Raw genomic sequence first — 20,981 nt, 5'->3', positions numbered from 1 at the left:
ATGGAATCTTTCGAACACTTTGTCATTAAGAGCTTTAAGCACGACGGTCACCTGCACCGGATGTGGCTGGAGAACTGGAAAGTGCCCCGGCACGAGCTCCATCCCGAACACCAGAGAGAAAACATGTACGTGTTTATCAACAACCAGACGAAAATCCAGGAAGCGGACGGGAAGGAATGGACAAGCCGGATTCCGGGCGTCTCTTTTTTTATACCCGGGGAATGGTACAATATCGTCGCTCTTCTTGAGGAAGGGGGCGTGCGCTACTACTGCAACGTGGCCTCGCCGTTTTACCGGGCGGGCAACGTCATTACCTACATCGATTATGATCTGGATGTGATCCGGATGGCCGGAGGCGACGTTCATGTCGTGGACCGGGAGGAGTACGAGCAGCATAAGGCGCTGTACAGGTATACTCCGCTGGTCGAGTCGAAAGTAAAGGCGGGGCTGGACGCTCTGCTGAAACGGATCGGCAAACAGGACGCCCCGTTCGGGGACGAAAGCGTCCGGCGGTACTATCAGCTGTGGAAGGACAGGGAAACGGAGGCTTAAGGTGACGGATTCCGGACGGGAACCGCGGTCTTCTTCCATACACACACCGGAGAAGGGCGGAGTGCAAGGAGGCGGGCGGATTACCGGGAAGAGAAACTGGAGCAGGCTCGGGACTTTCGTTGTAATTATTCTGGCTGCTGCCGTTATTCAGCGGTACGGATTCAACATTTCCGCCGTCCGCGGAATATCGATGGAGCCGACCCTGCATGAAGGGCAGCGGCTTTTTGTGAATAAAACGGTATCTTGGACCGGAGGTTTCAGCCGGGGAGACGTCGTGGTTCTGAGAGAACCGGATGGGACGGGCACGGAAATAAAACGCCCGTATCTGGTCAAGAGAATCGTGGCTGCGGCCGGTGACCGGCTTGAAATTACCGACGGCAAGGTTTTCGTAAACGGGGAGGAACTGAAGGAGCCTTATACGGATCAAAGGATCGGGGACGGCGATTACGGTCCGTTTACCGTAGGAACCGGTTACTGCTTCGTCATGGGCGATAACCGGCGCAACGGAGCAAGTCTCGACAGCCGGAGTTTCGGCCCCGCAGCCGTTAGTTCGCTGGTCGGGCGGGCAGAATGGATCATATGGCCTCCAGACGCCCTGAGAGGTCTTTAGAAAGCTTTGCGACTGCAAATAATACCTTGGGGAGCAGAGACTCTTGAAGAGCCCGTGAGGCGGGAATACAGACTTTAAACTCGCTGCGGCAGACGGAGCTGACAAGCGGGTTCATCTTAGAGCATACGGAAGGAGGGATAGACATGCGGATAACACTCGCGAATGCTTCCGAAAGGGAGCTGATTCTGCTGAAGCAGGAAATCATCCAGGCGGCGCCGTCGCTAGGGATCGATAAAATCGGATTCGCTTCGGCGGAGCCTTTTCACGATTTGAAGGATATTCTTCTTCAGCACCGCGAGAAGGGCTACGAATCCGGCTTTGAAGAACCGGATATCGATAAACGCGTCAACCCCGAACGCAGCTTCGAAGGCGTCAAATCCATCGTGGCCATCGCGGTTGCCTATCCCTCCAAGCTGGTCAACCCTCCGCGTTCGGAAGCGGGCGCTTACCGGGGCATGCTGGCCAGGGCCGCCTGGGGCGACGATTACCATCTCGTTCTGAGGGACCGGCTGAAGCGGCTGGGAGCGTTTCTGGAAGAACGCGTCGACGGGGTACGGTTTATGGACATGGTCGATACCGGCGCTCTTGCGGACCGTGCCGTGGCCGAGCGGGCGGGAATCGGCTGGATCGGCAAAAACTGCGCCGTCATCACACCGGAATGGGGTTCCTGGGTTTACCTCGGCGAATTGCTTACAAATCTTCCTTTCCCCGCCGATACTCCTATTATGGACCAGTGCGGGGAATGCCGGATTTGCATTGACGCCTGCCCGACGGGAGCGCTTGTCGGGCCGGGTCAGCTGAACTCCAGCCGGTGCATCTCCTTCGTGACGCAGACGAAGGGAATGATCCCGGACGAGTTCAAGGAGAAGATCGGCAACCGGCTGTACGGATGCGACACATGCCAGATCGTCTGCCCGGTGAACAAGGGCAAGAACTGGACGCACCACGAAGATCTTCAGCCGGACCACGACGTCGTGAAGCCCCTGTTGGTCCCGCTGCTCACCATGGGCAACCGGGAATTCAAAGAGCGCTTCGGAAGAAGCTCGGCGGCCTGGAGAGGGCGCAAGCCCATTCAGCGCAATGCGGTGCTGGCGCTGGGCAATTTCAAGGACCGGTCCGCCGTTCCGGTGCTCGCTTCTCTGCTGAAGGACGATCCGCGTCCGGAGCTGCGGGCCACGGCGGCCTGGTCGCTCGGCAAGATCGGAGGCGAGGCAGCGCTTGACGCCGTCCTCCGGGCGCAGCGCGGCGAGCGTGACGAAGCGGTGCTTGCCGAGCTGGACCAGGCGGCGCGGAAGCTCGCCGGGCTTACGCCGAGCGGCGGCGGCCCGGCAGCCGGAGCGGCCGGAGGGCCCCGGGCGGACGACGCCGGGGAGGGACCGGCGGCGAGATAGCCCCGCGGGCAGCCGGAAAGTCCGGCTGTGCAGCAGGACGGCATAAGGGCGGAGCTTCTGCCGGGAGGAGGCGCCTTCGCCTCCGGTAATGAGGCTTTCTTGCCGGGGACTAGTACGGCTTCCGCAGGACAAGCGGGCAGTAACCCGGAGGAGCGCGGACAGCGTGGGAGCTGCTGTACATGCGGGTGCAGCGAAGCGATAGACGGGGCCTGAACGGCCTCGTCCGCACTCAGCGGCGCAGCCGGGACGCGGCAGCCGACTAACGGAAGCGGAGGAATGCGGAATGGACGGTAACGGCAGGAACACGGTCATGACGACAGGAGAATCTGTCCGGATAGAAACCGATACGCTCGATTCCCCGATCGGTCCTCTGCTTCTGGCGAGGACGGCGAAGGGACTCTGCGCGATCGAATTCGGCAGCGAGCCGGAAGCGGTCCGCAGACTGGAGACTGCGGAGAGACCGCTGGATTCCGGGCGGCATCATTGTCCCGAACCCCGGAGGACTCGGGGAAATCCGTGAACAGCTCCAACAATATTTCAGCGGACGACGACGCTCCTTCGACCTCGCATTCGATCTGCGGGGCACGGAGTTTCAGCTTCGGGTCTGGACGGCGCTGCTGTCCGTTCCGTACGGAGCCACCGCTTCCTATAAAGACATCGCCGCCGCCATCGGATCGCCTCGGGCTGTCAGGGCGGTCGGCGGGGCCAACAACCGCAACCCGGTCCCGATCGTCATCCCGTGCCACCGCATTATCGGCGCGGGCGGGCAGTTGGTAGGATACGGGGGCGGGCTTCCCGTCAAGACGGCCCTGCTTGAGCATGAGGGCTGGAAGCCGGCGGATGTCCGGCATACATCGAAGAATCGGGAGTGGAAAGCATGAAATATGTTCCAATTGATTCCATAGAACCCGGACAGTATCTGGGGAAGACGATCTTTACGGCGTCCGGGGCGGTCATGCTGGCCGAGGGGGTTCAGCTTACCGTTTATATGATTAATACGCTAAGGCGTATCGGAGTGTCCATGCTCTATATCCAGGACGCGCAGACGGACGATATCGAGATTCCCGAAGTCGTCAGCGAGGAAACGAAGCGGATTGTTATCCGGCAGATGCTGGACACCTTCGACTCCATCCGGTCCGGCAAAGACTTTAACACCCGCCACATGAGCAAGAACGTGGATACGCTGCTGGATGAAATTTTAAAAAACAAGGATGTTCTGATCCAACTGACGGATATCCGCACGAAAGACAATGACATGTACCTGCATGCGCTCAACGTCTGCATGATTTCCACAATGATCGGAATCAATATGAATTTGAATGCGCAGCAGTTGAAAGAGCTTGCTATCGGAGCGCTGCTTCACGACGTGGGCAAGCTGGACCGGATTACGGACGACGAGTCCAAGGACGACCGGCTCCATCATACGTGGAGAGGCTTCGAGTTGCTCAAAGCCAAGCGGGAATACAGCCTGCTTATCGCGCACGTCGCGTTCCAGCATCACGAAACGCCTGACGGGCTCGGCAAGCCGCGCCGGCTGCTCGGCGAACAGATTCATCTGTACGCGAAGATCGTCAGTGCGGCCAACACCTACGACAATCTGCTTCACGGCAGCGGTCTGAACACGGGACTGCTTCCCCATGTGGCGATCGAGCATATGATGGCTATGGCGGGCACGAAGCTGGACAGGGACGTCCTGATTCACTTCCTGCGCACCGTATCGGTTTATCCGACGGGTATTTCCGTACGTCTGTCCACCCGCGAAACGGGTGTTGTGGTCGGCCAGCACCGGGGTCTGCCGGGCCGTCCGGTGGTCCGCATCATCAAACAGGACGGCGGTAAAGAGTACGATGTGAAGGAAATGGATCTGGCGAAACATACGACGCTTTTTATCGAACACGTGTTGGCCTGAGATGCTTGGTTTTTCGGCTTTATAATGCTATGATGGGTTTGTCTGAAAACAATCTTTGAACGCAGGGGGAAAAGCAGGATGTGGCAAATTATCATTCCGATTCTGACCTTGATCGCGGGCCTGGTCGGAGGCTTTTTTATCGGGGTGTTCTATCTCCGCAAGCAACTCGAATCGATGCAGAACAACCCGGAAATGATCCAGAAAATGGCTAAACAGATGGGCTACAACATGAACAAGCAGCAGATGAACAAAGTGCAGACCATGATGAAGAACCAGAACCTGACCAGCAAAAAGCCGAATAAAAATGCAAGATCCAAATAAAAGATCCGCATGAAAGCGGCCGGGAGTCCTGTTTCACAGGCTGCTCGGCCCTTTGAGTAGAACGGACCAGTATTATCCAGAGGTGGTTGGCTTATGCCCAGCAACAAAGACAAAATTATCGCTGCTGCCATGGAGCTGTTTCACGAGCAAGGCTTTCAGGCTACGGGCCTGGAAGAAATTCTCTCCCAGTGCGGCGTAGTGAAAAGCAACTTTTATTATCATTTTAAGAGTAAGGAAGAGCTTGGCCGGCAAGTCATTCAGCAGAAGATCGCGCTGATGGAAGAGCAGATATTCGGGCCGTCGCTGGACAACCGAACGCTGGACCCGAAAGAGAGGCTGGGACGAATGTTCCGTCTCATGCAGGCTGCTGCGGAAGAGCATGACTGCCGCAGGGGCTGCTATATCGGCAACCTGGTTCTCGAACTGGGCGACCGGTATGAAGAACTGCGCCGCTTGCTGGTGCATTTTCTGGAAGACATAGAGAAAAGAATCGAAGCCTGCCTGCAGGAAGGGGCGGCTAATCAGGAGATCAACCTTCATGGCATGAAAGCCAGGGAAACGGCCGTCGCGCTGACTGCCCTGCTGCAGGGCGGCATGCTTCTCGGCAAAGCGCACCGCAGCAGTTTCGCGCTGCAGTACGGCGGCAAGCTGGTGAACCATATCATAGGAGACGGATCGGAAGGAGAGCAACATGCCGGCTAAAGAATACAAAAACACCAAGGTAACGGATAACCGCGAACAGATCGAAGGGCACATCCGGGAGATTCTGCGTCTGATCGGCGAAGACCCGGAACGAGAGGGGCTGCTGGATACTCCGGCGCGCGTAACCCGTATGTACGAGGAAATTTTCGCCGGATACGAAGCGGATTTCCACGACGTGCTCGGCGTAACCTTCGATGAGCAGCACGAAGAGCTCGTTATCATCAAGGACATTGTTTATTACAGCCAGTGCGAGCATCATATGGCGCCGTTTTTCGGCAAAATCCACGTGGGCTACATTCCGAGCGGGAAAATCGCGGGCTTAAGCAAATTCGCCCGTCTGGTGGAAGCCATCACCCGCAAATTGCAGGTGCAGGAGCGAATCACTTCCCAGATCGCCAACACGCTGGACGAGGTGCTGGAACCGCACGGCGTCATGGTCGTCGTGGAAGGCGAGCATCTGTGCATGTGCTCCCGCGGCGTTAAGAAGCCCGGCAGCAAAACCGTCACGTCGGCCGTACGCGGCTCGTTCCGGACGGATTCGGCTTTGCGGGCGGAGTTTTTGTCGCTGATTAAGTAAATTGGACAACCTGCGGAGAAATCCGAAGGATAGCCGGTCCAGGATACGGGGGTGTCTCTCCCCCAGCAAAGCAAACCCAAGCAGAACGCAAGCAAATCCAAGAAAAATGCAAGTAAAACGCAAGTAAAACTGCTTCTCCAATCAACTGCAAATGAAATCACAGGGAAAGGCAGCCGTAAAGGCTGTCTTTTTTTGTTGTGTTTATACGAACAAATACCAACTAAAAACAATTAAATAAAATAAAACACACAATCTTTACTTGTATTTAATCGTGAGTTTACAAAACTTCTTTACCATAACAACTGTAAGAGAAACGAATTCAAACGCAGCTTATCCCATTTTACAAATTCGAGAGGATGAACGACGGTCATGAAAAAAACAGCATCACTTTGCCTGACTCTTCTTATGGCGATTTCCCTTCTGGCAGGCTGCGGAAAAAGCGGCAGCGAAGCGGGCGCCGCGACCAACCCGCCCGAGAAGGCGGGAAGCAATGAGGGCACTTCCCAAAACGCCGCCCTGAAAGGCGACCTGACGGTGTACACCGCACTGGAAGACGATCAGATTAAAGCTTACCTCGAATCATTCAAAAAAACGAACCCGGATGTGAAGGTAAATATCGTCCGGGATTCGACGGGCATCATTACGGCCAAGCTGCTGGCCGAGAAAGATAACCCGCAAGCGGACGTCGTCTGGGGCGTAGCCACGACCAGCCTGCTTGTGCTCGATCAGAACGGCATGGTGGAGGGTTACTCGCCCAAAGGGATCGAACGTGTCTCCCCGATGTTCAAGAGCACCGGTACTCCGGCGAAATGGGTGGGCATCGACGCGTGGGAAACGGCTTTTATCGTCAACACGAAGGAACTGGAGAAAAAGAAGCTTCCGGTTCCGAAAACTTACCAGGATCTGATCAAGCCCGAATATAAAGGCATGATCGTGATGCCTAACCCGGCTTCCTCGGGAACGGGATTTTTCGATGTGACGGGCTGGCAGCAGCTTTACGGCAAAGGGCCGTCCTGGGAGTTCATGGACAAGCTTCATGAAAATATCGCCGTCTACACACACTCCGGTTCCAAACCGGCCAAGATGGCGGCTGCCGGAGAATACCCGATCGGCATCTCGTTCGGTTACCGCGGCATTCAGGAGAAGAAGAAAGGCGCGCCGGTTGAGGTCGTATTCCCGCAGGAAGGCTCCGGCTGGGATGTGGAAGCGAACGCTTTGATGAAGAAAGCGACGATCAAGCCCGAAGCGAAGGCGTTCCTGGACTGGGCGATCGGCGACGAAGCGATGAAAGCTTACAACAAAAACTATGCGATCATCAGTGTGAACGACGGCTCGGGCACGATTCCGGAAGGCTACTCCAAAGACCCGCTCAGCCAGCTCATCAAATACGATCTGAACGATGCGGCGAAGAATAGAGACAGCATTTTGAAAGAGTGGGAAAAACGCTACAACGCCAAAAGCGAGCCCAAATCTTAAAATAAAGCGGCAACCCCGCTAGCGGCAACAAGTCCGAAGCGTCAAGCCGGCAGCCGGAAGGAGAGAAACATTTGAATCAGGCTCACTTATCGATCCGGGGCATCCGTAAAACATTCGGTTCGTTCACGGCCTTGGACAGCATCCACCTGGATGTCCGTAAAAACGAATTCGTCTGTCTGCTCGGCCCCAGCGGCTGCGGCAAAACGACGCTGCTCCGCATTATCGCCGGACTGGAGCACCCGGACACGGGCACAGTATCGGCAGGAGGAAAAGACATCACGGCTCTTCCTCCGGCTCAACGAAATTTCGGCATGATGTTCCAGTCGTATGCCTTGTTCCCGAACATGACGGCCGCGCAGAACATCGCATTCGGCCTGAAGAGCCGAAAGCTCGGTAAACGCGATATCGCCGAGAAGGTGAGAGAATCGCTGGACCTGGTGGACCTTTGGGAGATGCGGGACAAGTACCCGTCCCAGCTCTCGGGAGGCCAGCAGCAGCGTATCGCGCTCGCCCGCGCCGTCGCGCTTTCCCCGGACTTCCTGCTGCTGGATGAGCCGCTGTCGGCGCTGGACGCCAAGGTGCGGCACAAGCTCCGCGGAGAAATCCGCGCGCTGCAGGAGAAGATCGGCGTCACGACTATCATGGTGACGCACGACCAGGAGGAGGCGCTGACGATGGCGGACCGCATTGTGGTGATGAACAATGCGGAGGTCGCACAGATCGGCACGCCGAGAGAGGTATACGAACGGCCGGCTTCGCCGTTCGTAGCCGACTTCATCGGCGCGATCAACTTCCTGGAAGGAGCCGAACTCCAGGAAAGGGGTGTACGCGGCTCCGGCATGATGGCGGTCCGGCCCGAGCATATCGGCGCGGAAGAGCCCGGTTCGCGCGGCGGCATACCGGCCGTCGTCCGCGGCATCGAATTCCGCGGACCCTTCTATCACGTCATGCTGGACGTACTCGGCAGCGGCGGGGAGCCGCTGGGACGCCCGATGACGATCCACGTATCCGCCCAGCATTACCAGCAGCTGGGCCTAGAGAAGAATAAGAAGCTGTCGCTCCGCCTGCCGGAAGAAAAATTGATCGCTTTCGAATCCCAGGCCGCAGCGAAGTAAGAGAAAGGAGTCCTTGTCATGATGTTCGTACGCAGGGTGCAGGGCGCAGCCAGAGACCTTCGTTCCGGTCTTACGGGAACGGGGGGAAGGATCAGGCGCCGGCACGGCAAAGAGGAGCGGATACAGCAGGCTCTCATCGCCCTCATGATCGCGGTGCTGGCCGTTACGGTGCTGCTGCCCCTGATCGGGTTGTTTTCCAAAGCGTTCTACGATAAAGCGGGGCAGTTCGTCGGTCTGGAAAACTTTGTCGTGTATTTCACGACACCGGCCCTTCTCCGGTCCCTGATCCATACCTTGAACGTGTCTTTACTCACTACAGTCATCTCAGTCGGTCTCGCGTTCTTGTATGCGTATGCGCTGACCCGCACGGATATCAAAGGCAGGACGCTTTTCCGCTATATTGCGCTGCTTCCGCTTTTCGCCCCGACGATGATGCACGGGATCGGTCTTATTTATTTGTTCGGCAACCAGGGGCTGGTGACGACAGGTTTGTTCGGTCTTCTGCCCGCAGGGCTGGATATCGGCCTGTACGGCCCGGTCGGAATCGTGCTGGCGGAAGTGGCTTACACGTTCCCCCAGGCGATGATGATTATGCTCGTGTCGCTGGCGGTAACCGACAACCGATTGTACGAAGCGGCCGAAACGCTTGGGGCGGGGAAGTGGAGAACTTTCCTGAGCGTGACGCTGCCCAGTGTAAAGTACGGCGTCATCAGCGCCCTGTTCGTCTGCTTTACGATGAGCTTTACGGATTTCGGCGCTCCGAAAATCGTCGGGGGCAACTATAATGTGCTCGCGACGGATATTTACAAACAGGTGATCGGCCAGCAGAACATGACGATGGGAGCGGCCGTAGGCATACTGCTTACCCTGCCGGCTATCCTCGCTTTTGCGGTAGACCGCTTCGTGGAACGCAGGCAGAAGGCGCTCGTTTCCTCCAAATCGGTTCCTTACCGGATACAGAAAGGAAGCTGGCGCAACGCCTTCTTTTACGTCATTTGCAGCTCCATCGGGGGCGCTATCCTGCTCCTGCTCGGAGCCGTAGTTTTCGCTTCCGTGATTAAAGTATGGCCCTATGATTTGTCGTTTACGTGGAACCATTTCGATTTCACATCCGTGGCCGGTGAAGGGCTGGCTCCTTTCTGGAACAGCATGCAGGCGGCTCTCTATACCGCTTTGATCGGCACGGCAGTTACATTCATTTTCGCTTATCTTATTGAAAAAGTGCGCCACTGGCACGCTCTGCGGCAGTTTGCTTATTTCTTGTCCATTCTGCCGCTCGCGCTGCCGGGCATGGTAATCGGACTGGCCTTTATTTTCTTCTTCAACCGGCCGGACAATCCGCTGAGCGGAATTTACGGCACCATCTGGATCGTCGTTCTGGCCAACATCGTGCATTTCTATGCCGTTCCTTTTATTACGGCGACAGCGGCGCTCAAAAAACTCGACAAAGAATTCGAGACGGTTTCGGAATCGATGCGGGTTCCGTTCTACCGGACATTCGCGAGGGTAACGGTCCCCATGTCCCTGCCGGCTGTTCTGGAAATGTTCGTTTATTACTTTGTGAATTCCATGGTAACCGTGTCGGCAGTCGTGTTTCTGTACTCCGCCGATTTCAAGCTGGCTTCGGTAGCCATTGTCAATATGGACGATGCGGGGGATACCGCCCCGGCCGCCGCCATGTCCGTCCTTATTCTGCTGACCAACATTGCCGTGAGGATCGGCTATGAGCAGCTTACGAAAGTGATGCGGAACCGTGCTTCCGCCTGGCAGCGGAAATAATATGTTTAACGGGGTTGAACGTTAACCATCTCTGCTGTAAACGTCATTATTTCTTATTTTCATCATAGCGAAAACGGAGCCGGACGTGCGGATGTGCCGCCCCGGCCCGTTAACCAGGAGGAGACTTCACATGATCAAAGCCGTCATTATGGACTGGGCTGGCACGACTGTAGATTACGGCTGCTTTGCTCCCTTGAACGTTTTTATAGAAATTTTCCGCCGCAAAGGCATTGAAATTACACCGAAGGAAGCGCGCGAGCCGATGGGACTCCTGAAATGGGATCACATTCGTGAAATTACGAAAATGCCTCGCGTGGCCGACCTTTGGGAACAGAAATTCGGAAGCCGCCCCGACGATCGCGACATTGATGCCTTGTATGCGGATTTCGAGCCGCTTTTGTTCGCCTCGCTTCGCAATCACTGCGAGCCGGTTCCGGGCGTGCTTGAGCTTATGGAAAGACTGCGCGGACGGGGGATCAAAATCGGGTCCACCACCGGGTATACCGAGGAAATGATGGATATCGTTGTAGAGGAAGCCGGCAAAAGAGGCTACCGTCCCGATGTGCTCGTTACGCCTACGGAAATGCCCGCAGGCCGTCCGTATCCCTGGATGATCTACGAAAACTGCATCCGGCTCGGAGTTTACCCGCTTCATCATGTCGTTAAAGTCGGAGATACCTTGAGCGACATCCGGGAAGGCTTGAACGCGGGAGTCTGGACGGTCGGGATTGTGCTCGGGAGCAGCGAGCTCGGTATGAGCGAAGCGGAGGTAGCGGCCTGCGCGCCGGAGGAACTGAAGCGCAGATGCGAGGAACTGCGCGAAAGGTTTTATGAAGCGGGAGCCCACTATGTGATTGAATCCGTAGGCAAACTGGATGAGGTACTGGAACTGATTGAAGCGCGCTTGAAGGCCGGCGAAAGCGTATCTGAGGGGGCGGCTGCCTCTGCGAAGCCGGAAGGTGTGCGGCATGCATAAGGAGGAAGCGGAAATGGCACAGACGGACACCATGTACTCGGCAATGCCGGACAACGAATACCTGCTGCTGACGCCGGGACCGCTTACGACCACGAAGCGGGTCAAAGCGGCCATGCTGCGGGACTGGTGCACCTGGGACCGCGATTACAACGGACTGGTCCAGGATATCCGCGCCCGCCTTGTCGCTTTGGGCGCGGGAGGTGCGGAAGGCTACACCTGCGTGCTGATGCAGGGCAGCGGAACGTTCTGCGTGGAGTCCGTTATCGGCTCCGTTATTCCGCAGGGAGGCAAGCTGGCGGTGCTGACGAACGGGGCTTACGGAGACCGTATCGCCCAGATGGCGCGGGTGCTCGGCATTGAGACGGCCGTTCTCGATTCGGGAGAGCTCAGCCCGGTCAGTCCCGCTGCCCTGGAGGAGCTGCTTCGGCGGGACGAGGCGATAACCCATGTGGCGGTCGTTCATTCGGAAACGACGACCGGTATGCTTAATCCGATAGCCGAAGTCGGAGCGGCAGCCAAGAAATACGGCAAAACCTTCATTGTGGATGCGATGAGCTCGTTCGGCGGCATTGAAATGAACATGAGCGAGCTGAACATCGATTATCTGATCAGCAGCGCGAACAAGTGTATTCAAGGTGTTCCCGGGTTCGGCTTCGTACTGGCCCGCACAGAGGAACTCAAGCGCTGCGAAGGGCAGGCAAGGTCTCTGTCTCTGGATCTGTATGACCAGTGGAATACGATGGAACTCCAGTCGGGCAAGTGGAGATACACATCTCCCACGCACGTGGTGAGAGCTTTTCACGAGGCGCTGAAAGAGCTGGAGGACGAAGGCGGCATCGGGGCCCGTCACCTGCGTTACACCGAGAACCAGCGGGTGCTTGCCGAGGGAATGAAGGCGATCGGTTTCCGTCCGCTGCTTGACGCGTCCGTGCAGTCTCCTTTCATCACGTCCTTTTATTATCCGGACATGCCGGGTTTCACGTTCCAGGCCTTTTACGAGGAATTGAAGAAGAGCGGGTTTGTCATTTATCCGGGCAAAATATCCGCCGCCCAGACTTTCCGGATCGGTTCGATCGGCGATATTCATCCTGGGGATATGCGGCGTCTTGTCGACATGATAGCGGACGTCACCGAAGGTACTTTTAAATCGGCGGCGGCACGGAACTGAGGGAAGGGCGCGGACTAAGCTTTACGGAGCGGACTGATCATTTGCCGGAGAGGGGTGCATCATGAAAGTATTTTGTCTGGGCGGCGCGGGCCGGATTTGCAGGGAAGCGATACTGGACCTTGTCGGGTATTCCGCTTTTGAGCAAATTACGGTTGCCGATTTCAACGAAGAAGAAGGGCGCAAGATCGTGCGGGAACTAAACGACCCGCGTGTGGATTTCATCAAAGTGAACGTTTATGACAAAGAAGCGACCGTCGCGCAGATGCGGGGCTACGATATCGTCATGGACGGGACGGCGATTACGCTTAACGGATTGTCTACGGCGTGCATAGCGGAAGCGGGCTGCCACGGCATCAATCTCAACGGATTCGGGGACGAGGACGCTTCGGCGTATCTGTTCGAGCGTCACGGCAAAACATGCGTACCCGGCTTCGGCATGACCCCGGGCGTAACCCAGATGATGGCGATGCACGCCGCCTCGCAGCTTGATACGGTCGATACCGTCCGTGTCAGCCACGGCTCTTACCGGCCGATCGCCTTTTCCAGGTCCATTACGGAAACGACGACCTACGAGTACGATCCGAACCTTCCGGGCCGCGTCGTGTACGAAAACGGGGAGTTCGTCCAGGTGCCGCCGTTTGCGCGCCCCCGTGAGGTCCGGCTCCCCGAGCCTTACGGAACATCGGTCCAGTATATTATCCCGCATGCCGAAACGAAGACGCTGGCGAAAGCTCTGGCCGGCAAAGGCGTGCGTCTGATCGAAGTCCGAGGTACGTGGCCGCAGCCGAATATGAGACTCGTCCAGGCGCTCTATGAGTACGGCTTTATGCGCAACGACAAGATCCGGATCAACGGGACGGAGATCGGCATCATGGACTGCATCAGCGAATATTTGTACGAATCCCGCGAAGGTTCGGAGACGGAGCTGTACGGCTATGCGCTGCATATCGAAGTCACCGGAGTCCGGAACGGAGTGCCGATGAGGCTTACGCTTACGCACACCCATCCGGCCTCAGACGGCTCCGTGCCGGGCTGGGAAGGGCTGCGAGCCTATACCCGTAACGTAGGCATTCCAATGGCCGTTGCGGCCGTCATGATCGCCGAAGGCCGTGTCAACAAGGCGGGCATTCTGACGCCGGAAGAAGCTTTCGAGCCGCAGGCGGTATTCGCCGAGCTGGAGAAGCGGGGTATCCGCATCCATCAGGATACCGAGGTTTTGAAGGAACGGGAACCGGTAGAAGCGTGAATCGCGCCGGGTGCCTTCTAAGCGTCCGCTGCGGCAGCTTGCTGCTTTTTTTTGCAAGCCGCAGAGGATGCAGGGAACTTTTCGAAACGGCCGATATTTTAAGCGGCTAAGCCGCATCTGTTTACCGTCGTTCCGGCCCTTATCCAGACGGTCCTGTCCACAAAAGGCTGTCGTCCTGCCGCAAGGTTGGGTATAATGAATCCGGAAACTACCAAAGAACCGAAAGAACGGAGGCGGGAATGTGTCTCTAGTAGGGGAAGAACGCAAGGAACACATCCTCCACTTGCTCAATCTTCACAATAAAGTCCGGACACACGAACTCGTGGAACATTTCGAAGTTTCTTCGGAGACGATCCGGCGCTATCTGGAGGAGCTGGAGCAGGAAAACAAGCTCAAGCGCGTGTACGGCGGGGCGGTCAAGTTTGACCTGATGAGGGAAGAACCCTCCCCCTTTAACCGGGAAGTCACGAAAGCGGAGGAGAAGAAGAGGATCGGCCGGGCGGCCGCCGCCATGGTCCGGGATAATGACGTCATCGTCATCGACGACGGTACGACGACCCTTCAGATGATCAATTACTTGGCGAATACACGGAATCTGACCGTTTTGACGCCGTCGGTGCCCGCTTTGTCGCTGCTGATCGAATATAAGAACAAAGAAATGTTCTCCGGGGAAATTTATTTTATCGGGGGCAAAATCAATGCGAAGCACTACCGCGCATCGGGCTCGGTAGCCGAGAGCATGATGGAATCGTTCTATGTGGACAAAGCGTTCGTTGCCGTCGACGGGCTTCACCCGCAAAGCGGATTAACGAGCTATGATGCCGAAAGAGGGCTTCTCGTCCGCAAGTTTATGGAGCATGCGGCGCAGACAATCGCGTTGATGGATCATACGAAGAACGGCAAGACGCACTTCTACAAAATTTCCGATCTGAAGGAGGTCCACGCGGTTATTTGCGATGCGGAGCATCCGCCCGAGTGGAACCCGGATTTCGAATCGATAGATACGAAGTGGATCGTGGCTGAATAACCCTCAGGGAAGAGCGGGTGTCCGGCCCCGCATGACGGTGCTCAACCGCAGGCGAAAAAAGGGGCCGGCTGCATCCGTACCCTTCCTGGAGAAAGATGCTGTCTCAGAAAGCGTGCGTATTGCAGGACAGTAGAGGACACTGGAAAACAAAAAGATCTCAGCCCCACCGTCAGGTGGAGATGAGATCTTTTTTTATAGCCCAGTTGATTTGGAGCGGGGCCTGTAAAAACAAAATGAACTCGGTAACAGCCCCTCGCTTTAATAAGGGAGCCAGGTGAGCTTGCTCGCGGGCTCGAATCGTTCGTTGACATGATCCCAGTTGACGACTTTCCACCAGTCTTCGATGTATTTGGCCCTGTTGCTTTTATGTTTGAGGTAATAAGCATGTTCCCACACGTCGAGCACCAGCAAGGGAATGACGTCCCATTGGGACAGATTCTGGTGTTTTTCCGCCTGCAAAATTTCAAGCCGGTGGCTGCGCGGGCTCCAGACCAGAATGGCCCAGCCTCCGCCTTCCACTTTCTTGGCGGCTTCGGTGAACTGCTTCTTGAACCGGTCGAAGCTGCCGAACGATTTGTTGATCTCGGCGGCAATCGGACCGTAAGCCTTCCCTCCGCCGTTAGGTTTCATGATGTTCCAGAAAATCGTGTGCAGGTAATGGCCCGCACCGTTAAAGGCCAGCTCCCGCTCCCAATGCTTGACGAGATCGAAGTCGCCGCTGTCACGGGCTTTCGCGAGCATCTGCTCGGCCTTATTGAGATCATCGACATAGGTTTTGTGATGCTTGTCGTGATGTTCGCGCATGGTCGCTTCGTCGATATGAGGCTCCAGCGCATTGTAGGCGTACGGCAGGGGAGGCAGCTTGTGACCGCCTATCGGCACGGGCTTATAGGGCGACAGAGCGGGAGCGGTCTGTCCCTGTCCGGCCGTCTGCGCCGAAGGGGGCGCCGCGCCGCTTTGCGCCGCCAGATCGCTCAGGGGCGGAGGGCCGCCCTCCGTGCGGATGTCCCAGGGGCCATCCGGCCCGACAGGCCCGATCCCCGCGCCGGGATAGGCGGACGGGCCCGGCGTGTAGCTCGCCGGAGGACCCGGCGCTCCGACTCCGAAGCCGGGAGGCACGTTCGTGCCGGGCCAGGTGCCCTGCTGCGGGGCGGAGAAGCCCGAGCTGCCTGAGGAATGGCCCTGCCCGCCGGAGGAATAACCCGGCAGTCCTCCGGGCACGGGCGCGGGACCGTCCGAATCGTGACCGGGGACGGGGACGCTGTAGAGCCCGTACTGTCCTGGCCCGGTCCCGGGTCCTCCGCCGCCGGCCTGCACCGGCGTGCTGACGCCATTCAGCGAGCTGCCGGCGCCGCTGATGGACGTGCTTGGCGAGCCGGAGACAAATCCCGGCCCTCCGCCGAAGCCCGGCCCGCCTCCCGGGCCGGATCCGGGCAGGGTTACGCCGCCGGGGCCGTAATAGCCGGGCGAGCCCCAGCCCCCCGGGGTTCCGGGAAAGCCCGCACTGCCGGGCGCCCCGAAAGCTCCGGGTCCCTCACCCGCTTGACCCGCGTAGCCGCTAAGGCCGGGATGCCCGCCGGGCGGCCATTGGCCGGGAACGCCGAAGCCCCAGTTCCCCGTCCCGTACGGGCTGCTTTTCTGGGCGGTTTCAAGCCCTTTGAGCGTGCCGAGGAAATACTCCGACTCCCGGATAATGTGCTCGATGACGATTTTGACAACGGGATTCGAGCTGACGGGCTTGCTCTCTTTTTCAACGATCTGCAAAAATTCAATGAATTGGACCGACTGCTTGGTGGAGACGTCGATCAGCTGCCGCAGCTGCTGCTGGAGAAAGGGATCGGTGGGATTTTGAGTGCGGATCGCCCATTCCACCCATTGAACGGCAGCGGCCTCCGTCTTGGCGAAGACTTCCTCCCAATCCTTAAGCGCCTGCACATAGACAGGCTCCAGCGCAGGAACAAGCTCCCGGATAACGACGGTGTGTTCCTTCTCTTGGGTTTTCCAGAAGCGGATTTCTTCTAAAATCCTAAGCGGCATCAAGCTGCCGTAGACCGAAAGCATCAGGACTAACCTCCCCGGAATCAGCGTTATTCCTATTCTTATTCAAGGGAGGGATTGGCCTATTCTATTTACATTTCCACGAATCCGGATTCCGGAAGCTGGGGGCGGGAGATGGTTTTCAGGAATCCGAAGGTACGGGTGATATATTCGTCGGGTTTTGCGGAATAGATCAGTTCGTGCTTGCCCGTAGGGAGCATCCAGTAGTTGGTGAATACATTGTGCTGATTTTTATATACCCCTTCGGCAATTTCGTGCGGAGCCCGTTCGTCTTCATCGCCGTGAATGAAGTAAATCGGCATCGGATATTCATGTGTCGTGACGGCCTGATACGGAATCTGGTTCATGTTGACCCCGTTCAGAAGCGGGAAAAATACACGGACGAGAGGAAGCGACGGAAATTTAGGAATATTTACATACTGTTTCATATTATGATAAAGCGTATCGGGATTGAGCAGGAAAGTGCTGTCCAGGATCATGCCGTCGATATCCTTGGTCTGCAGGGCGGCCTGGAGGGCAGTGCCCGCTCCCATGGAGAAGCCCCATACATAAACACGCTCGGAGCCTTTGTTTTTAATATAATTAACGGCGCCCAGAAGCTCTTTGGATTCCTGGATTCCGGCCGTTACGATGCGGTCGTTTTCGGGATGGACATAGCCGTAATCGAACATCAGGACGTTGTATCCGCTGTCATGAAGTTTTTTGGCAAGAGAATAGATGGGAACCCACAGTTCTTCGCGGTTGCCGCCGTACCCGTGCGAGAAAATAACCGTCTGGGCGGAAGCCTGGGCCGTCGGAATGTACCAGCCGCTCAAGGTGCTGCTGCCGTTCGAGCTGGGAAAAGTCACATTCTGATAAGGCAGACCGGCCGCTTTAGCAGGGTTCGAGCTTAACGGCGCAATGGTAGGCCGGGCCAGGGTCCAAGCGATAAAACCGTGGAAGCCGAGAATCAGACTGGAACAGAGCACAAAGAAGCAGAGAACGGAAAGCAGGACAACCTTCTTGCGTCGCGAAATCGATTTGACCGGGATATGATCCAGCGGTGCGGGTTGAAGGGGAGTCGAGTTAACGGGATTCATGCTCATATAGGTTCCCTCCTTTGGAGAATGGGTCTTTGTAGGAGAATTTAGTTAGTAGGAACCTGAATATTAGAAGGTTTATAATTAACTAAATATTCTGAAAAGGACCTCGTGGTACTCTTATATTATGTCAACTTACATGCTTCGTCAATATGTGCAACACAATGTTAATTGTCTTGTAATCTCGCTGTAATACAAGGCTTCAGGACGGTTTTTTCCTTTGCCTTTCAGGGGTTCATCAAGTATAATAAAAGAAACAGAGTTTCACTATGTGAAACAAGAATAGGCGGTGGTGAAACCCGATGGAGGAAGCAAAATCGACTGTCCGCGCCGTGGAACGGGCACTGGATGTACTCCTGTGTTATACCGACGCAACCGAACTGACGTTAACGGAGATTTCATCCAAAGTCTCTTTGCATAAAAGCACGGTTTACCGTCTCCTTGCGTCTCTTGAGGCGAAGGGGTTCCTTGTGCGGGAATCCGACGGAGACAAGTACAGACTCGGCTTCAGCATCTGGGAGCTTGCCGCGCACTTGTCCCAGAGCGACGATCCCGGCATGATCCTGCTGCCGGAGATGGAACGCCTGCGCGATCAGGTGAACGAGACGATCTCGCTGTACGTGCGCGACGGCCGGGAGCGGGTACGCGTCCAGGCCGTACAGAGCAACCACGCGATCCGGCGGGTCGCGCCGGTCGGCGCGAGAATGCCCCTGTTCGTCGGGGCATCGAGCAAGGTCCTTCTCGCCTTCGGCGAGGCGGAGGTGCAGGAACAGGCGATGCTGGAGGCCGAGCTGGCGGGCATCCTGCGGGAACCGTTCCTGCAGCAGCTTCACGAGACGCGGAAGGCGGGCTACGCCACCAGCGTCGAGGAGCGCGAACCCGGAGCGGCGGCGCTTGCCGCTCCGGTGTTCAACCGCGCGGGCAAGCTCGTGGCCGCGCTGGCGGTGTCGGGGCCGTCCAACCGGCTCACGCTGGAGGCCATGCTGGAGCAGGCTCCGGTCGTGATGGAGGCGGCCCGGCGGATGGGTACCATGCTGAGATAGCGGCATGGCGGTTATGCGGGCATACCAGGTAATCCGAGGCAGGATAGCCGGGAGAACTGGAGAAGCACCCGAGATGAGTACCGGAGATCAGCCGGAGAAGAGCCGAAACATCTCAAAACATCCGAAAATGGCTGTAGAACAGCCAGAACAGCCAGAACAGCCAGAACAGCCAGAACAGCCAGAACAGCCAAGGCAAATGAAACAACTGAGAACAACCGTAGAACAGCCCTGCACTGACTGCCGAGAGCGTTCTTCAGCCGAAAGGCCGCTGAACGGGAGCGGAATCGGATGGGGCTCTCGTGTTTCCCATTGTTTCAAACCCGCCGCGGCGGCGTAACAAATACATAAGGCCAGCTGAGCCCGCGTCAGCTGGCCTTCGCTTTCCCTTGCGGCCCTTTTTTTCCATATATTCAATGAGGGAGGCGCCTTGCAGGCATTTTATCCCACCGCGGGGGCAATACTAGATCGGAACAAACGGAAGGGGACGGGTTGATGGAACAGCGCAAGTCGATGATTGCGATCTGGATCAGCCTGATTAGCAATGTCATCCTAACGGGCATCAAGCTGGTCGTCGGCTGGTTATTCGGCAGCCAGGTTCTGATTGCAGACGGAATACATAATGCCGGGGACGTGATTGCCACGGCCACGGCTTACAGCTCCATGCGGATTTCCAACCGCCCGGCCGACCACGATCATCCTTACGGACACGGCAAAGCGGAGGTGCTCGGCTCGGGGGCCGTCGCGCTCCTGCTGGGCGCCGCGGCAATTTACATGGGGTATCATGCGGTTATGGCGCTTTTCGAGCCGCCGGGCGAAGCTCATATTCTTGCCCTGATCGCGGCAGTAATTTCCCTGGTCTGGAAGCAGTGGCTGTACGTGTATACGATGAGACTGGGCAGAGCCGCAAACAGTAAAGGCCTTATTGCCACGGCTTACGATCATCTGGCTGACGTATATGCTTCCATTGCGGCTTCCGCAGGAATCGCGCTTGCCCTGGCCGGAGACTATTTTGATATTCCTATCTTGGCTTACGGAGATCCGGCAGCCGGAATTATCGTCTCCTTCCTCGTCATCAAGCTTGCCTATACGATGGGGACGGAAGCCGTCAATATTTTAATGGAAACGAATGTTGAGGACGCCAAGCTGCAGCAGTACAAGGAGATCATTGAGTCGTTCCCGGATGTCAAACGCATCGACCGGCTGCGCGCCCGCGAACACGGCCATTACATACTCGTGGATGCGCGGCTAGGCATTATGGGAACGCTGACCATTCAGCAGGGGCATGATATCGGGCGCAGTATTAAAGAAGCGATCCGGGCCAAGCATCCCGAAGTGGATGAGGTGCTTGTGCATCTGAATCCGTGGTATCCGGATGAAGCCTTAACCAATAAGGATAACCCTTCTTAGGAGGGGTTATTTGTCCATGATGCTAACCGGAAGCGCGGCAACCGGAAGGGAATGCGAGTTTACGGGCTTTCAATTTTGACGATTTAAAAAGCGGAAAAAGACGACATTCCCGGGAAGGAAGAGCCGTTTTTTTATGCCGCATAGAGCGGATTTTGCAGGCCGAGGAGTTTGATTTTAAAATTTAAGTTTTATCGGGTCGTTTACTAAAATTTATAAGTCCATAAATCCCCAAAGCTTTAGAAGATGCCTGTATGCGGCGGCTTTTCTTTTATACACTGAAGTTAGATCATCGCATCGAGATCGAATTTCGCGTCTAAAGGGGATAGGGATATGGGTCTTGCCATGAATACGGATTGTCAAATTTGCGGGCACACGCTGGATGCCCGGTCGGAAGCTTATATTTGCGTTCATGAGTGCACATTTTGCAGAACATGTACCGAAGAGAGGGAGCATATCTGCCCCAATTGTTCGGGGGAGCTGGTACGGAGACCGCGGGCACCGTTAACTGCCGCTGCTTGTCCGTTAGGTTAGAGTAAACAAGGACG

19 protein-coding genes and 1 pseudogene are annotated in these 20,981 nt (G+C 56.6%); 18 read left to right on the top strand and 2 right to left on the bottom strand.

Annotated elements, in window-relative coordinates:
* From ABC395_RS22715 to ABC395_RS22645, 15 genes and pseudogenes are all read left to right on the top strand, one after another.
* Positions 1–552 carry a DUF402 domain-containing protein gene (locus ABC395_RS22715; protein ID WP_413006105.1) on the top strand — a complete coding sequence of 184 codons (552 nt, stop codon included), beginning with the start codon at positions 1–3 and terminating at the stop codon, positions 550–552.
* 1 nt (position 553) lies between these two features.
* Positions 554–1,162: a signal peptidase I gene (gene lepB, locus ABC395_RS22710; protein WP_413006104.1), complete on the top strand. Its 609-nt coding sequence runs from the start codon at positions 554–556 to the stop codon at positions 1,160–1,162.
* 143 nt (positions 1,163–1,305) lie between these two features.
* On the top strand, positions 1,306–2,553 hold the full coding sequence (gene queG, locus ABC395_RS22705; RefSeq protein WP_413006103.1) for a tRNA epoxyqueuosine(34) reductase QueG: 1,248 nt from the start codon (positions 1,306–1,308) through the stop codon (positions 2,551–2,553).
* Positions 2,554–2,836: 283 nt separating this feature from the next.
* Positions 2,837–3,434, top strand: a pseudogene (locus ABC395_RS22700) (methylated-DNA--[protein]-cysteine S-methyltransferase).
* Positions 3,431–4,462 (top strand): HD-GYP domain-containing protein, encoded by a 1,032-nt coding sequence (locus tag ABC395_RS22695; RefSeq protein WP_413006102.1) that lies wholly within the window; start codon positions 3,431–3,433, stop codon positions 4,460–4,462. Before ABC395_RS22700 ends, ABC395_RS22695 begins: the two are co-directional and overlap by 4 nt.
* A 78-nt stretch (positions 4,463–4,540) precedes the next feature.
* Positions 4,541–4,783, top strand: a complete 243-nt coding sequence (locus ABC395_RS22690) for a YneF family protein (RefSeq protein WP_009676878.1) — start codon at positions 4,541–4,543, stop codon at positions 4,781–4,783.
* A gap of 93 nt (positions 4,784–4,876) precedes the next feature.
* On the top strand, positions 4,877–5,485 hold the full coding sequence (locus ABC395_RS22685; RefSeq protein WP_413006101.1) for a TetR/AcrR family transcriptional regulator: 609 nt from the start codon (positions 4,877–4,879) through the stop codon (positions 5,483–5,485).
* Positions 5,475–6,062, top strand: coding sequence for a GTP cyclohydrolase I FolE (gene folE, locus ABC395_RS22680; protein WP_413006100.1), 588 nt, complete (start codon positions 5,475–5,477; stop codon positions 6,060–6,062). Before ABC395_RS22685 ends, folE begins: the two co-directional genes overlap by 11 nt.
* Before the next feature lie 369 nt (positions 6,063–6,431).
* Positions 6,432–7,538, top strand: coding sequence for a putative 2-aminoethylphosphonate ABC transporter substrate-binding protein (locus tag ABC395_RS22675; RefSeq protein ID WP_413006099.1), 1,107 nt, complete (start codon positions 6,432–6,434; stop codon positions 7,536–7,538).
* A gap of 71 nt (positions 7,539–7,609) precedes the next feature.
* Positions 7,610–8,653, top strand: coding sequence for a putative 2-aminoethylphosphonate ABC transporter ATP-binding protein (locus ABC395_RS22670; RefSeq protein ID WP_413006098.1), 1,044 nt, complete (start codon positions 7,610–7,612; stop codon positions 8,651–8,653).
* 18 nt (positions 8,654–8,671) lie between these two features.
* Positions 8,672–10,432 (top strand): putative 2-aminoethylphosphonate ABC transporter permease subunit, encoded by a 1,761-nt coding sequence (locus ABC395_RS22665; protein WP_413006097.1) that lies wholly within the window; start codon positions 8,672–8,674, stop codon positions 10,430–10,432.
* Positions 10,433–10,562: 130 nt separating this feature from the next.
* Positions 10,563–11,408, top strand: coding sequence for a phosphonoacetaldehyde hydrolase (phnX, locus tag ABC395_RS22660; protein ID WP_413006096.1), 846 nt, complete (start codon positions 10,563–10,565; stop codon positions 11,406–11,408).
* Positions 11,409–11,421: 13 nt separating this feature from the next.
* Positions 11,422–12,576: a 2-aminoethylphosphonate--pyruvate transaminase gene (phnW, locus tag ABC395_RS22655; RefSeq protein WP_413006095.1), complete on the top strand. Its 1,155-nt coding sequence runs from the start codon at positions 11,422–11,424 to the stop codon at positions 12,574–12,576.
* Positions 12,577–12,637: 61 nt separating this feature from the next.
* Positions 12,638–13,822, top strand: coding sequence for a saccharopine dehydrogenase family protein (locus ABC395_RS22650; protein WP_413006094.1), 1,185 nt, complete (start codon positions 12,638–12,640; stop codon positions 13,820–13,822).
* Positions 13,823–14,063: 241 nt separating this feature from the next.
* Positions 14,064–14,849: a DeoR/GlpR family DNA-binding transcription regulator gene (locus tag ABC395_RS22645; protein ID WP_413006093.1), complete on the top strand. Its 786-nt coding sequence runs from the start codon at positions 14,064–14,066 to the stop codon at positions 14,847–14,849.
* Between the two features lie 258 nt (positions 14,850–15,107).
* Here the strand turns inward: ABC395_RS22645 and ABC395_RS22640 are convergent, their stop codons facing one another.
* On the bottom strand, positions 15,108–16,910 hold the full coding sequence (locus tag ABC395_RS22640) for a Fe-Mn family superoxide dismutase (protein ID WP_413006092.1): 1,803 nt from the start codon (positions 16,908–16,910) through the stop codon (positions 15,108–15,110).
* 68 nt (positions 16,911–16,978) lie between these two features.
* Entirely contained in the window at positions 16,979–17,992 is a 1,014-nt protein-coding gene (locus ABC395_RS22635; protein WP_413006091.1) for an alpha/beta hydrolase, read from the bottom strand.
* 296 nt (positions 17,993–18,288) lie between these two features.
* On the opposite strand from ABC395_RS22635, the gene ABC395_RS22630 reads away from it, so the two are divergent.
* The 3 genes from ABC395_RS22630 (at position 18,289) to ABC395_RS22620 (ending at position 20,967) form a co-directional block, all read left to right on the top strand.
* Positions 18,289–19,029, top strand: a complete 741-nt coding sequence (locus ABC395_RS22630) for an IclR family transcriptional regulator (RefSeq protein WP_413006090.1) — start codon at positions 18,289–18,291, stop codon at positions 19,027–19,029.
* Between the two features lie 492 nt (positions 19,030–19,521).
* Positions 19,522–20,436 (top strand): cation diffusion facilitator family transporter, encoded by a 915-nt coding sequence (locus ABC395_RS22625; protein ID WP_413006089.1) that lies wholly within the window; start codon positions 19,522–19,524, stop codon positions 20,434–20,436.
* 330 nt (positions 20,437–20,766) lie between these two features.
* Positions 20,767–20,967: a DUF1272 domain-containing protein gene (locus ABC395_RS22620; RefSeq protein WP_413006088.1), complete on the top strand. Its 201-nt coding sequence runs from the start codon at positions 20,767–20,769 to the stop codon at positions 20,965–20,967.
* The last annotated feature ends 14 nt before the right edge of the window (positions 20,968–20,981 follow it).

Source organism: Paenibacillus canaveralius (assembly GCF_047238265.1).
Classification (GTDB): domain Bacteria; phylum Bacillota; class Bacilli; order Paenibacillales; family NBRC-103111; genus Paenibacillus_F.
Note: the sequence above shows the minus strand (reverse complement) of the source record. Positions and strands in the feature narration are given on the sequence as shown.

Bases quoted from the DNA above. Each gene is read 5' to 3' on its own strand.
- ABC395_RS22695 (WP_413006102.1), top strand. From the start codon at position 3,431: ATGAAATATGTTCCAATTGATTCCATAGAACCCGGACAGTATCTGGGG.
- ABC395_RS22635 (WP_413006091.1), bottom strand. From the start codon at position 17,992: ATGAGCATGAATCCCGTTAACTCGACTCCCCTTCAACCCGCACCGCTG.
- ABC395_RS22625 (WP_413006089.1), top strand. From the start codon at position 19,522: ATGGAACAGCGCAAGTCGATGATTGCGATCTGGATCAGCCTGATTAGC.
- ABC395_RS22640 (WP_413006092.1), bottom strand. From the start codon at position 16,910: ATGCTTTCGGTCTACGGCAGCTTGATGCCGCTTAGGATTTTAGAAGAA.
- ABC395_RS22675 (WP_413006099.1), top strand. From the start codon at position 6,432: ATGAAAAAAACAGCATCACTTTGCCTGACTCTTCTTATGGCGATTTCC.
- ABC395_RS22620 (WP_413006088.1), top strand. From the start codon at position 20,767: ATGGGTCTTGCCATGAATACGGATTGTCAAATTTGCGGGCACACGCTG.
- ABC395_RS22650 (WP_413006094.1), top strand. From the start codon at position 12,638: ATGAAAGTATTTTGTCTGGGCGGCGCGGGCCGGATTTGCAGGGAAGCG.
- ABC395_RS22690 (WP_009676878.1), top strand. From the start codon at position 4,541: ATGTGGCAAATTATCATTCCGATTCTGACCTTGATCGCGGGCCTGGTC.
- phnX (WP_413006096.1), top strand. From the start codon at position 10,563: ATGATCAAAGCCGTCATTATGGACTGGGCTGGCACGACTGTAGATTAC.
- folE (WP_413006100.1), top strand. From the start codon at position 5,475: ATGCCGGCTAAAGAATACAAAAACACCAAGGTAACGGATAACCGCGAA.
- ABC395_RS22715 (WP_413006105.1), top strand. From the start codon at position 1: ATGGAATCTTTCGAACACTTTGTCATTAAGAGCTTTAAGCACGACGGT.
- ABC395_RS22630 (WP_413006090.1), top strand. From the start codon at position 18,289: ATGGAGGAAGCAAAATCGACTGTCCGCGCCGTGGAACGGGCACTGGAT.
- ABC395_RS22665 (WP_413006097.1), top strand. From the start codon at position 8,672: ATGATGTTCGTACGCAGGGTGCAGGGCGCAGCCAGAGACCTTCGTTCC.
- queG (WP_413006103.1), top strand. From the start codon at position 1,306: ATGCGGATAACACTCGCGAATGCTTCCGAAAGGGAGCTGATTCTGCTG.
- ABC395_RS22685 (WP_413006101.1), top strand. From the start codon at position 4,877: ATGCCCAGCAACAAAGACAAAATTATCGCTGCTGCCATGGAGCTGTTT.
- phnW (WP_413006095.1), top strand. From the start codon at position 11,422: ATGGCACAGACGGACACCATGTACTCGGCAATGCCGGACAACGAATAC.